Consider the following 12,548-nt stretch of genomic DNA (forward strand, 5'->3'; position numbering starts at 1 on the left):
GGTGGGACGTGGGCGCTCAGCGCGCGGCGCCACCGTCCCGCACCGTGATCCCCAAAGCGTCGGCGAGCATCGGCGCGAGCTCCATCAACTGCCCGCTGCCGATGGTGGCGCCGCCCAGCGCGTCATATCCATCGGTGATCTCCAGCCGCGTGGCCTCCCGCAGATCGACCTTCGCCATCCGCGCCTTGCCGAACCGCACACCCTCCAGCGCCGACCCCGGAAACGCCACATCCGTCAGCCCCGCGCCACCGAGGTCGACATCGCGCAGCAGACAGTCCACGAAGGTGACGTCCCGCAGCGTGGCATTGCGCAGATTCACCGATTCCAGCTTGCACCGGTGGAAGACCACCCGGTGCAGCCGGGTGGAGAACATCTCGAGACCGGCCAGCACACAGCCGTTGAGCTCGCCGTCCAGCCAGTCGGTGTCCGCCAGATCGGTGCCGACCCACCGCACCCCGTCCAGCCACACCTCATTGAACCGGGCCCCACGGCCACGGCCCCCGGTGAAGGTCACCGAGGAGAACGCGGACTCGAGGAACCGCGCGTTGTCACATACGGCACCGTCGAACGCCTCGCCGTCCAGATGAACGGTGTCGTAGTCACCGCCTTCCGCCAAGGCTCCGTCGAACGGCCGCAGATGGTCCGCGAAGGGCAGATCGTCGAGGTCACGGGGGGACGGTGCCATGCGGAACTCACTTTCCCGGGGGCGGACGGCGTACGAGCCCGATACTGCCATCCGCGACCGACAACCCCGTGAGGCCGTCGGAGGGACGGCCCGGCCTACGCCGTGGACATCCGCCACCTGACACGTGAGAGCGATAACGTGTGCCGGATGGCCCACTCTCCGGTGCGCTGAGCACATTTTTCCGGGGATTCCTCCGTTAAATCGGGCCGTCAGATTATTCGCTCTGCGACCCGACACGGAGGAATCCATGCAGATTGCGAAGAAGGCCGTCCTGCTCGCCGCGACCGCCAGCACCCTGGCGCTTCTCGGCACCGGCACCGCGGCCGCCAACGGCTACGGCGGCGGTCAAGGCGGTTACGGCGGCGACTCCAACAGAAGCGCCGAGGTTCCCACCAACGTCGACATCGACACCTTCATTTTCCAGCGCAACGACTGTGACACCCTCAACGGGGGCGCCTACTCCATCGGCGGGGCCGCCCCGAGCGGTGACATCAAGATCGGCAGCACCTGCCTCAACAACATCAGGGGGTAACCTCCGGCGAAATCCGGCGACCAGCGCGCTCCCCCACCCGCGCAGCGGTGGGGGAGCGCGCTGTTTCGGCGCCCTAATTCACGGTGGCCGAGGGGGTGAATCGTGCGCTGGACGGGTCAATCGCCGGCGCGCTTACCTGACTTCTGCGGTCTTTCTTTCGTTAAATCCTGATGTCAGTTATTTCATCCTGCGCTTCATGACGGAGGAATCCATGCAGATCGCGAAGAAGGCCGTCCTGCTCGCCGCGACCGCCGGCGCCCTGGCGCTCCTCGGCACCGGCACCGCGGCCGCCAACGGCTACGGCGGCTCCGACAGAAACACCGGGGCTCCCACCAGCTTCGACGTCTCCACCTTCATTTTCCAGAGCAACGACTGTGACACCCTCAACGGGGGCGCCTACTCCATCGGCGGGGCCGCCCCGAGCGGTGACGTCACCATCGGCAGCACCTGCCTCAACAACATCGGGGGGTAACCTCCGGCGAAATCCGGCGCCACGATTGCCGAACCAGCGCGCTCCCCTCACTCCCGCAGCGGTGGGGGGAGCGCGCGCCTCACCGCCGTACCTGGATCAGCGCATGGGCGCCGCTCGTACGCCAGTGGTCCTCCCGCTCGTCCAGCGCGGCCACGGTCCGCTCGTCGAGGCCGACGATGACATCCGACTTCAGGGTGCGCAGCGCGGCCACCGGGCCGGGGAAGTACGCGGTGCGGTCGGCGAAGGAGGTGGTCGGGGGCCACAGCCGGTCGCCGACCAGGCGGCGGTAGTTCAGATCGCCCTTCATCACGGTGAGCGTGGCCTCGGCGAACTCGCTCCGCAGATCGCCGGGCATCTCCTCGTACGGCAGCGGGGCGCGGAAGAAGTCATGCGCCCGCACCGTGAGCCGCCCGTCGCCCATGGCGGCCCACAGCCGTCCGCCGGCCCCGGCCGCGGCGCCCTCCGACCGCGTCAGACGGCGCAGACAGTCGACGACATCCTCGGTGGTGGCGTCGGAGACGTAGTACGGATACGGCTTGACCTGGAGCACCGCCCGCTCGGCGCGCCCGTGGTGGAGCACATGGTCGATCAGGACCAGGTCGGGGAGCAGCTCCCGCCCCGCGTTGTCCGCCACCACGCACAGCGTGGCCGGAGAGCCGACGGGCAGCAGTGACCACAGCGCCTCCGAGTCGTCCGCGACCAGCGGCGGGGTGTCGCCGCCCGCCGTGTCCGCGGCCGATGAGGAGATACGGAAGCCCAGGTCCGCGCGGTTGCCCCACAGGGAGCCGTGTACCAGCGCGGCCGCCTGTTCCCCGGCGGGTTCGCGCAGGATGTCATCGAGCATGGCCAGTTCGGCCTCGGTCTCGGGGGTGTGCAGTTCGGCCTGTTTGAAGGGGCGGAACGGGTCGACGCCCCGCCAGGGGCCGTCGGCGAAATAGCCCACGGCTTCCAGGAGCCGGCGGTAGAAGTAGCTCTCCGCCCACAGGAACGGGACGTCGAACCAGGACCGGCCGAAGTGCTCCCGGCCCCACACCGCCCACCGGTCGTGGTCGTACGCGGTCGGCGGGAGCGGGGCGATGGTGCCCTCGGCGGCGTTGTCGCGCAGCGCGTCGAGGGCGCGGTGCTGCCCGGGGCCGTAGGGGAAGGCGTCGCGCACCTTCTCGATCAGTGCGGGATGGCGCTCGGCCAGCACACTCCGGGAGAACGATCCGGGCTCATCGCTGCGGATCACGGGCGCGTCGACGGTGTCGGACATGGCAGTCAGGGTCGCACACCGCGCGGTGGCGCTGAGGGGTCACCAGTGCGCGGGGCGGGTGAGGCCCGTCGGCAGCCGGGTGGCGGCGTCGCCCTTGGCCGCGTTCAGCTGGGCCTGGGTGAGGAAGACGGCTCCCCGCAGGTCGGCCGCGCTCAGGTCGGTGTCGCGGAGGTCGGCCCCGATCAGGTCGGCCGCCGTCAGATCGGCTCGGGCGAGGTTCGCCGCGATGAGGCGGGCCCCGCGGAGGTTGGCGCCGCGCAGATCGGCTCCCCGCAGATCGGCGCCGATGAGATCGGCTCCCCTGCGGTTCTTCTTCTTTCCCGGGATCCCGGCCCGTACCAGCTCGCTCGTCCGCAGCAGGAGCTGATTGACCAGGTCGCGGTGGGCCGCCACATCGAGCTCCCTCAGCTCGGCGGCACCGCGGAGGGTGAGGTGTTCCGTCTCCCGCAGGGCCTCGCGCAGTGCGCCGTGGACGGGCCGGGCGGCCGGCAGGGTCAGGGCCTCGGTGAGGTACCAGAGCAGCTCATGGAGGTGGCGCATGACGGGGAAGACGGCGAACATCTCGGCGGCCGCCCCCGGGTGCCGACGCCAGTCACGGCCCTCGAAGGTGAGCTGGGAGACCTTCTGCCCGGCGCCGAAGCAGTCGTAGACCGTGCAGCCCGGGAAGCCCTCCGCCCGCAGCCGGGAGTGGATACCGCAGCGGAAGTCGGTCCGGAGGTTGCGGCAGGGCTCGCCCGCGTCCTTGCCGATCGCGAAGTCCGTGGAGGCCGCGAAGGGCAGGGCGACACAGCACAGCCCGAAGCAGCTGCCGCAGTCGGCCCGCAGGGCGGGGCGGTCCGCGGCGGTGGCCGGACCGGAGGAGGGGGTTTCGGGCGTAGTCGACACCGTGCGTGGTCTCCCGCGTGGACAAGAGCACCGCGGTGCGCAGCGGTGCTCGGTGGCCTTCCATTGTCGCAAGCGGGCTCAGCCGGAAATGATCAGGTCGATTCCATAGGCGGCGATCGCCAGGCACGCGGCGAAACACACCACCGCCGCGGCCGCCGCCACCGTGTCCCAGCGGCCGCGGGGCGCCCCGTGGCGCGGTGCGCCGCCACCGGCGCGGGCCCAGGCGGCCACGCCGAGGGAGAACATCACGACCACCAGGACGGTGACGCCGAGGCTGACCCCGAAGACCCCGCCGATCGTGCCCCAGGTGGTGCCCATCGCGATCAGCTCCTTCGACGAAGGTCGTCATCCGGGTCAGGCGGTCGTGTCCAGGGTGCGCTCGGCGGGCTCGCGGACGCGGGGCTCGTTGACGTTGTCCGGGTTCACCGGGCGGCGGCGCGAGAGCGCGTAGAAGCCCACCGCCGCCGCGACGGCCACGCCCGCCACCAGGGCCACCCCCGCGTTGCCCCGGCCCGCCACCCAGGCGGCGACGCCTCCCACGGCCGCCGCCGCGGGCAGGGTCAGCAGCCAGGACATGGCGATCCGCCCGGCGATCCCCCAGCGCACATGGGCCAGCCTGCGGCCGAGCCCGGCGCCCAGGATGCTGCCGGTGCACACCTGGGTGGTGGACAGCGGGAAGCCCAGATGTGACGAGGCCAGGATCACCGCGGTGGCGCTGGTCTCGGCGGCGAAGCCCTGCGGGGGCTGGATGTCGGTCAGCCCCTTTCCCATGGTCCGGATGATCCGCCACCCGCCCACATAGGTGCCGAACGAGATCGCCAGGCCGGCCATGAGCACCACCCACCACGGGGGTCCGGAGCCGTGGCCGAGCACCCCGCCGGCGATAAGGGTGAGCGTGATGACGCCCATCGTCTTCTGGGCGTCGTTGGTGCCGTGGGCGAGGGCCACCAGGGAGGCGGATCCCACCTGGCCCGCGCGGAAGCCCTTCCGCGCCACCTGGGCGGCCGCCCGGTGGGTGATCACATAGGCGAGATAGGTCGCCAGCGTGGCAACCGCACAGGCCACCACCGGTGAGGCGACCGCCGGAATCACGATCTTCTCGACGATGGCGGTGAAACGCACCGCGGATTCCCCGGCACCCACCCACACGGCGCCGATCAGCCCGCCGAACAGGGCGTGCGAGGAGCTCGACGGCAGCCCGGCGAGCCAGGTGATCAGATTCCAGAGAATCGCCCCGATCAGCCCCGCGAAGATCATGACCGGGGAGACCTCGGCATCGTCGACGATGCCGTTGGAAATCGTCTTGGCCACTTCCGTGGAGAGAAAGGCCCCGGCGAGATTGAGCACCGCGGCGACGAGGACGGCGACCCGGGGTGACAGCGCCCCCGTGGCAATGGACGTGGCCATCGAATTGGCGGTGTCGTGGAAGCCGTTGGTGAAGTCGAAGGCCAGTGCCGTGAGGATGACGGCCACCAGAAGGAAGGAGACGGAGTCCATTCCCGACCTCCCGCACCAGGAGTGGTCCGGCACATCGTTCGCGTCGGACCGTCTCGTGAAGACCGCTGCCTGATGTCCACGCTAAGCGCGGCGTCAGAAGGGCGCCAACGCTGGCGGTCGGGCCCAACGGCCGGGCCCGGTCGGCACCGTGAACACGGCCCCGACCGGCGACACATACCGCTCCGGCCCGCCGTCAGGACCGCTCACCGGCAGCTCAGGGAGGCGCGGGCGTTGAGCGTCCGCACATCGCCTCCCGTGGTGTCCCGGTAGGTGTCGGTGAGGCGGGCGAGCTCCTCGGGGGTCCGGGCACCGGCCCGGTTCATGGCCCGGTTGGCCCGTACGACGGCCGCCGTCGCCTCGCGGCGCTCGGTCTCGTAGCGGGCCAGCGCGGCCGGCACACCCTCCGCCCCAGCGAGTTCGCGGGCGAGGACACGGGCGTCCACGACGGCCTGGGAGGCGCCGTTGGCCCCCACCGGATACATCGGATGTGCGGCGTCGCCGAGCAGCGTCACCCGCCCGCTCCCCCACCACGGCAGCGGCTCGCGGTCGACCATCGGATATTCGAGGATCTCGCCGCCGCCGGTCAGCAGACCGGGCACATCGAGCCAGCCCAGCCGCCAGTCCGCGAAGTACGGCAGCACATCGGCGAGCCGGCCCGCCCGGTTCCAGGCCGCCTCCCCGGTGAGCGGTCCGGGCTCGGACATCCGCACCTGGCAGACCCAGTTGATCCGGCCGCCGCCGATCGGATACGCGACCAGCTCGGCGTCCCCGTCGCGCACGATCACCATCGAGCGCCCGGTGAGAAACGGCTCGGCCCGTGTGGTGCCCCGCCACATCCGGATGCCCGACCACAGCAGCGGACCGCCCCGCGGGTGCAGCGCGGCGCGGACCGCGGAGTGCAGCCCGTCGGCGCCGATCAGCGCCCGCGCGTACGTGTCCTCGACCGCTCCCGTCGCGCGGTCGAGGACACGTACGCGCACCCGGTCCCGCGCCCCGGAGCCGTCGAATCCCACCACCCGCGCCCCGGTGCGGACCGCGTCCGCACCGAGGCGCTCGCGGACCGCGGCGAGGAGCAGCCGCTGGAGCTCCCCGCGGTGGACCGAGTACTGCGGCCAGCGATAGCCCTGGGCCACGCCCCGCGGTTCGGTGAAGATCCGTCGGCCGGACCGGTCGCAGTACACATTCTCGGCGGTGGCCACGCCGATGGCGGCGAGCTCATCGCCGAGGCCGAGTTCGATGAGCTCGCGCACGGCGTGCGGCAGCAGATTGATCCCGACGCCGAGTGGCCGGATCTCGCGGGCGCTCTCGACGACCGCCGCCTCGACCCCGGCCGCGTGGAGGCTCAGGGCGGCGGTCAGCCCGCCGATCCCGGCCCCGGCGATGAGCACGGTCATCACTCGGCTCCGGCCCCGGGGCGGATCTCGGGACGGTCGATGATGCGCAGCCAGGTGCCGTCCGGCTGGCGGCGGGCCACCTGCACCCGGCCGCCGGTGTGGTCGGCGGGCCGGGTCGAGGTGAGGGCCAGATCGCCGTAGTGGACGGTCGGCAGCGCCTCCTCCACCTGGAAGGGGCGCGGGGCATGCGCCAGCATCCGCTCGCAGACGGCGCGGATCGCCTCCCGGCCGACGGTCGTGGCGCCCGGCGGGTAGGCGAGCACCGCGTCGGGCTCGTAGAGCTCGGCCAGCCCCTCGGCGTCACCGGCGTTGGCGCGCTCCACGAACAGCCGGGCGAGATCCTCGGGGGTGGTGGCGCGGGTACGGGTCTCGGTCATGGTCGACTCCTTTCGTCTGCCTCCACCCTCCGGCGGGCACGATCAGAAGTCCAAGAGATGGTAAGTCTGATTGCTAGAATCATTCGTTATGGAGCTGCGGCAGCTTGAGTACTTCGTGGCGGTGGCCGAGGAGCGGAACTTCACCCGGGCCGCCGAGAAGGTGCATGTGGCCCAGCCGGGGGTCAGCGCACAGATCCGCCGGCTGGAGCGTGAGCTGGGCCAGCAGTTGCTGGACCGCTCCGGCCGCTCGGTGCGGCTGACCGAGGCGGGCGCGGCGGTGCTCCCGTACGCACGGGCCGCGCTCGCGGCGGTGGCGGGCGCCCGGCTCGCCGTCGACGAGCTGACCGGACTGCTGCGCGGGCATGTCGCGGTCGGCACGGTCACCTCGCACAGCGTGGATCTGCCGGGGCTGCTGGCGGAGTTCCACGACGCCCATCCGGCGGTGGAGATCACCCTCACCGAGGCCACGTCGGCCGAGCTGCTGGAGGGTCTGCGCACGGGACGGCTCGACGCGGCGATCGTCAGCGTGGGCCCCACGACCCCGCCCGGTGTCGAGCTGGAGGTGATCACGGATCAGCCGATCGTGGCCGCGGTCGGCCCCGGCCATGAGCTCGCCGTGCACTCGGCCATCTCGCTGGACACCCTGCGGGGCCGTGCGCTGATCAGCCTGCCGCGTGGCACAGGGCTGCGCACCCGGATCGACGAGGCGTGCGCGGCCGCCGGTTTCACTCCGCATATCGCGTTCGAGGCCAGCGATCCGGAGGTGCTGGCGCAGCTCGCCGAGCGGGGGCTGGGCGCGGCGATCCTGCCCGGCGCGTTCGCCGAGGCGCGGTCGGACCGGCTGCGGTCGATCCTCATCGACCGGCCGGCGCTGCGGGGGCGGCTGGCCTTCGCCTGGCGGGCGGACGGCCCGAGCGGCCCGGCCGGCCGGACCTTCGTCGAGCGCACCCGTACCGCCTTGGCGACCGGGGCGGCCACCACGCCGGACCGTGACCGCGCCGCCGGGTGAGCGGTCATCTCCGCAAGCGCGCATGGCACCACCCGTTGACAGCTCACCAGGGAAGATTCCAGAATTGCGGGCATGATCAGGCACCGGTTCGACGCGATGGGACATCTACGCGCCCCGGACCGAGCCGGGTGTGAGCGCTCGGGACGCTAGCCGGGACTCCGCACATCCCGCGGCCACCGCCCCCGCGCCCCGAGGCCACGCCGGTCATTCCTCTGACGCTCGCGATCGCCGGTCGCCCCTGACGACCCGGACATCGCGACGCCCCGGACGATCCGGACGTCGTTCCCGTGGCTCCCCGCGGCACGAAGGCACCCCCCACCACCACCTGCCCCCTTGTCCGTTGTCACGCATGAGGAGACGCCATGACCGTCGTCGACACCACACCAGCAGCGGCTCTGCGCGAGGCCACCATCCCGCCGGACGGAATGTACGAGGGCACGCGCGTGCTGCGGCGGCTGCCCGAGGAATGGGAGGAGCGTCCGTACGAGCGGTTCGAGGTCGCCCCCCTCGGACGCGTCATCGGGGCCGAGATCCGCGGCCTGGACCTCTCCCTGCCGCTGGAGCCCGCGCTGCGCGAGGAGCTCAACCGCGCCCTGCTGGAGTGGAAGGTGATCTTCTTCCGTGGCCAGCACCTCACCCCGGAGCAACAGCGCGGATTCGCCCGCCACTGGGGCGAGTTGGAGACCAACCCCCTGCTCGCCGCGGGTTCCAGCGAGGATGTCGTCCGCTTCGACAAGGGGTCCGGCGCCACGCCGACCTTCGAGAACATCTGGCACACCGACGTCACCTTCCGCGCCCGCCCCGCGCTCGGCGCCGTGTTGCAGCTGCGCGAGGTGCCGCCGGTCGGCGGGGACACCATGTGGGCGGACATGGCGGCGGCGTACGACAACCTCCCGGCGGAGGTGAAGGAGCGCATCGACGGCGCCACCGCGGTCCACGACTTCATCCCCGGCTTCGCCCGCTTCTACGAGCCCGAGCGGCTCGCCCCGTTCCAGGAGGTGTTCCCGCCGGTGGAGCACCCGGTCGTGCGCACCCATCCGGAGACCGGACGGCGGATGCTGTTCGTCAACACCTCCTTCACCACCCGGATCACCGGGATGGAGCGGGAGGAGAGCGACCGGCTGCTGAGCTTCCTGTGCCGGCAGGCGCATGTCCCGGAGTACCAGGTGCGGTTCCACTGGCAGCCGGGCGACATCGCGTTCTGGGACAACCGCGCCACCCAGCACTACGCGGTCAACGACTACGCCCCGTATCCCAGGGTCGCCGAACGCGTCGCCATCGAGGGCGACCGGCCCTTCTGACCTCGGCCGACGGACGAGGCGGCCCCCGCCGCGAAGATTTTCGGTCATCCGCGAAAGCCTATGGAAGGCCCTGGAAAGCCCGCACCCGGCGCGGACTCCCGCCAGGCGGATGGAACGATGCGCGGTGGGGGCCACATCGGAGGTATAACCGTTGCGGAATGGTCAGTTGACGAGCCGAGGGAGGGCGACGGGTGCGATACCGGGTCCTGGGGGCGCTTGAGCTGCGCGACGGCGAGGGGTGGGCTTCCCTCGGGCCGGCCAAGTGGCGCACGCTGCTCGCCGTGCTGCTGTGCCACGCCAACCAGACCGTCTCCACCGAGCGGCTCCTGGACGAGCTCTGGGGCGAGGGCCGGGCGCCCCAGAGCGCCACCAAACTGCTCCAGACCTATGTCTCCCGGCTCCGCCAGACCATGGGCGACGAGGCCGGGCAGACCCTGATCACCGAGAAGCAGGGCTACAAGGCACAGGGCTACCGGCTGGCGGTGGAGGCCGCCGAGTTCGACGCCCACCGGTTCGAGCAGCTGGTCGAGGAGGGGCGGCGGTGCCTGGACCGGGAGGCGCCCGAGACCGCCGCGGAGCGGCTGCGCGAGGCGCTGGCGATGTGGCGCGGCACCCCGTTCGCCGATGTGCCCCCGACCCCGGCGGTGGCGGCGGAGGCCAGCCGTCTCGAGGAGTGCCGGCTCCAGGCCGTGGACGCCCGGATCGACGCGGATCTGCGGTGCGGGCGGCATACGGCCGTCCTGCGCGAGCTGGAGGCGCTGACCGTCGAGCATCCGTTCCGTGAGGAGCTGCGCGGCCGGCTGATGCTGGCCCTGTACCGGTCCGGCCGGCAGGCCGACGCCCTGGCCGTCTACCGCGATCTGCACCGGCTGCTGAACGAGGAGCTCGGGGTCGAGCCGACCCCGCCGCTGCGCGGACTGCACGAGCGGATCCTGAACGCCGACGCCTCCCTGATGGCCCCGGCCGCCCCGGAGGCGGACCGGCCCTCCCCCGCTCCCCGCAAGGCCCCCCGTGGGCCCCGCCAACTGCCGCCCGCCAGCCCCGCGTTCACCGGCCGCCACGGCGAGGTCGCGGTGATCCAGGCGCTGATGGACGCGGCCGGGGACCCGGCTACGGACGAGGGCGGACGGTCCGTGGTGCTCGCGGCCATCGACGGCACCGGCGGGGTCGGCAAGTCGACCCTGGCCATCCATGTGGCCCACCAGCTCGCCGACCGCTTCCCCGACGGCCAGCTCTATGTGGATCTGTACGGGGCGACCGCCGGGCAGTCGGCCCTCGACCCCGGCGAGGTGCTCGGCCGCTTCCTGCGCGCGCTCGGTGTGGACGGCTCGAACGTGCCGGCCGACGCCGACGAGGCGTCCGCGCAGTTCCGTTCGCTGGCGGCGGGCCGGAGGCTGCTGGTGATCCTCGACAACGCCGCGAGCGTGGACCAGGTGCGGCCGCTGATCCCCGCCGGGCCGGGCTGTGCCGCGCTGGTCACCAGCCGGGAGATGCTGACCACCCTGGAGGGCGCCACCCATCTGCATCTGGATGTGCTCCCCCAGGACCAGGCGGTGGCACTTCTGGAGCGGGTCGTGGGCGGCGAGCGGGTGGGGGCCGAGCCGGCGGAGGCCGAGGAGATCACCCGGCTGTGCGGCGGGCTGCCGCTGGCGCTGCGGATCGCGGGCGCCCGGCTGGCCGCCCGCCCCGCCTGGCCGCTGCGCACCCTGGTGACCAAGCTGACCGACGCCCGGGGGCGGCTGGACGAGCTGCGCTTCGGCGATCTGGCCGTCCGGATCAGCTTCCAGGTGAGCTACGAGGCGTTCCGGCTCGGCCGGCGCTCCGACGACCTGGACGCGGTCCGCGCCTTCCGGCTGCTCAGCGTGGTGCACGGGCACGATATGAGCGTGCCGGTGGCGGCCGCGCTGCTGGACCTGCCCGCCGACCGCACCGAGAACGCGCTGGAGCGGCTGGTCGACGCCCAGCTCCTGGAGAGCCGGGACTCCGTCCGTTACCACATGCACGATCTGCTGCGGCTGTTCGCGTCGGAGCTGGCGGAGCAGGAGGAGCCGGAGGCGGAGCGCTCGGCGGCGCTGGAGCGGGCGCTGACCCGCTACGCGGCCACCGCCCAGCGGGCGGTCACCCTGCTCGACCCGCTCCGCCCCTGGCCCCGGCATCCCGTCGAGGGCCCGGCGGTCCCGCTGGACGGCCATGACGAGGCCGAACGCTGGCTGAAAGCCGAGCTCCCCAATCTGCTGGCCGCCGTGGCCCAGGCGGCCGAGCCCGCCCGGCCCGAGGCGATCGCACGGCTGGGGCTGCGGCTTGCGCGGGCGCTCCAGTGGTTCCTCTTCCCCCGGGCCCACGCCCAGGACCTCTCGACCGTCAACGAGCTGGCCATCGAGACCGCCCGCCGCCTGGGCGACCGGGAGAGCGAGGCATGGGCGCTGGACGGCCTCTCCGCCGCGTACTGGCTGCTGCACAGCTATGACGAGGTGCGGGAGGCCCTGGAGTCGGCGCTGGAGATCTGGCGTGAACTGGGCCATCGGGAGGGCGAGTTGCGCTCCGCGTGCAATCTGGCGGACGCGCTGTGTGAACTGGGCCTGTTCGAGGAGGCCATCACGGTGCAGGAGCGGCAGCTGGCCCTCGCCCGTGCGGCCGGGGATCTGTCGGCCGAGGTGATCGGCCTGGGCAACCTCGGCCGGGCCCATCGGGGCCTGGGCCGTCCCGAGGACGCCCTGACCTGTTTCAAGGAGAGCCTGGAGTACGCCCGCCGCACGGGCAACATCCACCTGGAGGGCTTCGCCCTCTACGAGATCGGGATCACCTACATGGAACAGGGCAGGTTCCCCGAGGGCCGGACCCATATGGACCAGGCGCTGCCCGTGTGGAAGCGTCCCGGTACCTACGAGAGCTGGCGCGGGCACACCTGGAGCGGACTCTTCCCCGCCTGTATGACCTTGCAGATCGGCCCCGGCCCGCACTGAGAGCGGGATCCGGGGAACGTCGGGCGGGGGGCGGGGTTTACGGCTCGCGGGGGGCGGGGTTCACGGCTCGCGGGGGGGGCGGGGTTCACAGCTCGCGGAGGAGCGGGGTTCACAGCTCGCGAGGGGCAGAGGTACGGCTTGTGGGGCGGCGGGGTTACCGCCTTCGGGGCCCCCCCCC

The 12,548-nt window shown here is 72.2% G+C and carries 12 protein-coding genes; 5 read left to right on the forward strand and 7 right to left on the reverse strand.

Translation table 11 applies throughout. The features are described from left to right. Positions 1-16: 16 nt before the first annotated feature. Positions 17-685 (reverse strand): pentapeptide repeat-containing protein, encoded by a 669-nt coding sequence (locus NQU54_RS43350; protein WP_069862272.1) that lies wholly within the window; start codon positions 683-685, stop codon positions 17-19. 247 nt (positions 686-932) lie between these two features. Between NQU54_RS43350 and NQU54_RS43355 the strand changes: the two genes are divergently transcribed. Next, the gene (locus NQU54_RS43355; RefSeq protein WP_257635797.1) at positions 933-1,217 is read left to right on the forward strand and encodes a hypothetical protein; all 285 of its coding nucleotides are present in this window, start codon (positions 933-935) and stop codon (positions 1,215-1,217) included. A gap of 196 nt (positions 1,218-1,413) precedes the next feature. Beyond that, complete coding sequence (locus NQU54_RS43360) at positions 1,414-1,689, forward strand: hypothetical protein (RefSeq protein ID WP_257635798.1); 276 nt, start codon at positions 1,414-1,416, stop codon at positions 1,687-1,689. Between the two features lie 79 nt (positions 1,690-1,768). Here the strand turns inward: NQU54_RS43360 and NQU54_RS43365 are convergent, their stop codons facing one another. From NQU54_RS43365 to NQU54_RS43390, 6 genes are all read right to left on the reverse strand, one after another. Continuing rightward, complete coding sequence (locus tag NQU54_RS43365) at positions 1,769-2,944, reverse strand: damage-control phosphatase ARMT1 family protein (protein WP_257635799.1); 1,176 nt, start codon at positions 2,942-2,944, stop codon at positions 1,769-1,771. Between the two features lie 39 nt (positions 2,945-2,983). Then, a complete protein-coding gene (locus tag NQU54_RS43370; protein ID WP_257635800.1) occupies positions 2,984-3,829 on the reverse strand; it encodes a pentapeptide repeat-containing protein in 846 nt (281 codons plus the stop codon). Between the two features lie 78 nt (positions 3,830-3,907). Further along, positions 3,908-4,147 carry a hypothetical protein gene (locus NQU54_RS43375; RefSeq protein ID WP_257635801.1) on the reverse strand — a complete coding sequence of 80 codons (240 nt, stop codon included), beginning with the start codon at positions 4,145-4,147 and terminating at the stop codon, positions 3,908-3,910. A 36-nt stretch (positions 4,148-4,183) separates the two neighbouring features. Beyond that, positions 4,184-5,326 (reverse strand): inorganic phosphate transporter, encoded by a 1,143-nt coding sequence (locus NQU54_RS43380; protein WP_257635802.1) that lies wholly within the window; start codon positions 5,324-5,326, stop codon positions 4,184-4,186. A gap of 203 nt (positions 5,327-5,529) precedes the next feature. Then, on the reverse strand, positions 5,530-6,720 hold the full coding sequence (locus tag NQU54_RS43385; protein WP_257635803.1) for a flavin-dependent oxidoreductase: 1,191 nt from the start codon (positions 6,718-6,720) through the stop codon (positions 5,530-5,532). Further along, positions 6,720-7,097, reverse strand: a complete 378-nt coding sequence (locus tag NQU54_RS43390; protein ID WP_099012417.1) for a YybH family protein — start codon at positions 7,095-7,097, stop codon at positions 6,720-6,722. The genes NQU54_RS43385 and NQU54_RS43390 overlap by 1 nt, the downstream gene beginning before the upstream one ends. A gap of 88 nt (positions 7,098-7,185) precedes the next feature. Here NQU54_RS43390 and NQU54_RS43395 point away from each other — a divergent pair, with 88 nt between their 5' ends. From NQU54_RS43395 to NQU54_RS43405, 3 genes are all read left to right on the forward strand, one after another. After that, positions 7,186-8,106: a LysR family transcriptional regulator gene (locus NQU54_RS43395; RefSeq protein WP_257635804.1), complete on the forward strand. Its 921-nt coding sequence runs from the start codon at positions 7,186-7,188 to the stop codon at positions 8,104-8,106. Positions 8,107-8,468: 362 nt separating this feature from the next. Then, positions 8,469-9,407: a TauD/TfdA dioxygenase family protein gene (locus NQU54_RS43400; protein ID WP_257635805.1), complete on the forward strand. Its 939-nt coding sequence runs from the start codon at positions 8,469-8,471 to the stop codon at positions 9,405-9,407. A gap of 191 nt (positions 9,408-9,598) precedes the next feature. Next, the gene (locus NQU54_RS43405) at positions 9,599-12,370 is read left to right on the forward strand and encodes an AfsR/SARP family transcriptional regulator (RefSeq protein WP_257635806.1); all 2,772 of its coding nucleotides are present in this window, start codon (positions 9,599-9,601) and stop codon (positions 12,368-12,370) included. Positions 12,371-12,548: the final 178 nt, after the last annotated feature.

The organism is Streptomyces malaysiensis subsp. samsunensis, assembly GCF_024519315.1.
GTDB classification, from domain to species: domain Bacteria; phylum Actinomycetota; class Actinomycetes; order Streptomycetales; family Streptomycetaceae; genus Streptomyces; species Streptomyces malaysiensis.

Excerpts from the sequence above, each read along its gene's own strand:
- NQU54_RS43350 (WP_069862272.1), bottom strand. The coding sequence starts at position 685 with ATGGCACCGTCCCCCCGTGACCTCGACGATCTGCCCTTCGCGGACCAT.
- NQU54_RS43355 (WP_257635797.1), top strand. The coding sequence starts at position 933 with ATGCAGATTGCGAAGAAGGCCGTCCTGCTCGCCGCGACCGCCAGCACC.
- NQU54_RS43360 (WP_257635798.1), top strand. The coding sequence starts at position 1,414 with ATGACGGAGGAATCCATGCAGATCGCGAAGAAGGCCGTCCTGCTCGCC.
- NQU54_RS43365 (WP_257635799.1), bottom strand. The coding sequence starts at position 2,944 with ATGTCCGACACCGTCGACGCGCCCGTGATCCGCAGCGATGAGCCCGGA.
- NQU54_RS43375 (WP_257635801.1), bottom strand. The coding sequence starts at position 4,147 with ATGGGCACCACCTGGGGCACGATCGGCGGGGTCTTCGGGGTCAGCCTC.
- NQU54_RS43380 (WP_257635802.1), bottom strand. The coding sequence starts at position 5,326 with ATGGACTCCGTCTCCTTCCTTCTGGTGGCCGTCATCCTCACGGCACTG.
- NQU54_RS43385 (WP_257635803.1), bottom strand. The coding sequence starts at position 6,720 with ATGACCGTGCTCATCGCCGGGGCCGGGATCGGCGGGCTGACCGCCGCC.
- NQU54_RS43390 (WP_099012417.1), bottom strand. The coding sequence starts at position 7,097 with ATGACCGAGACCCGTACCCGCGCCACCACCCCCGAGGATCTCGCCCGG.
- NQU54_RS43395 (WP_257635804.1), top strand. The coding sequence starts at position 7,186 with ATGGAGCTGCGGCAGCTTGAGTACTTCGTGGCGGTGGCCGAGGAGCGG.
- NQU54_RS43400 (WP_257635805.1), top strand. The coding sequence starts at position 8,469 with ATGACCGTCGTCGACACCACACCAGCAGCGGCTCTGCGCGAGGCCACC.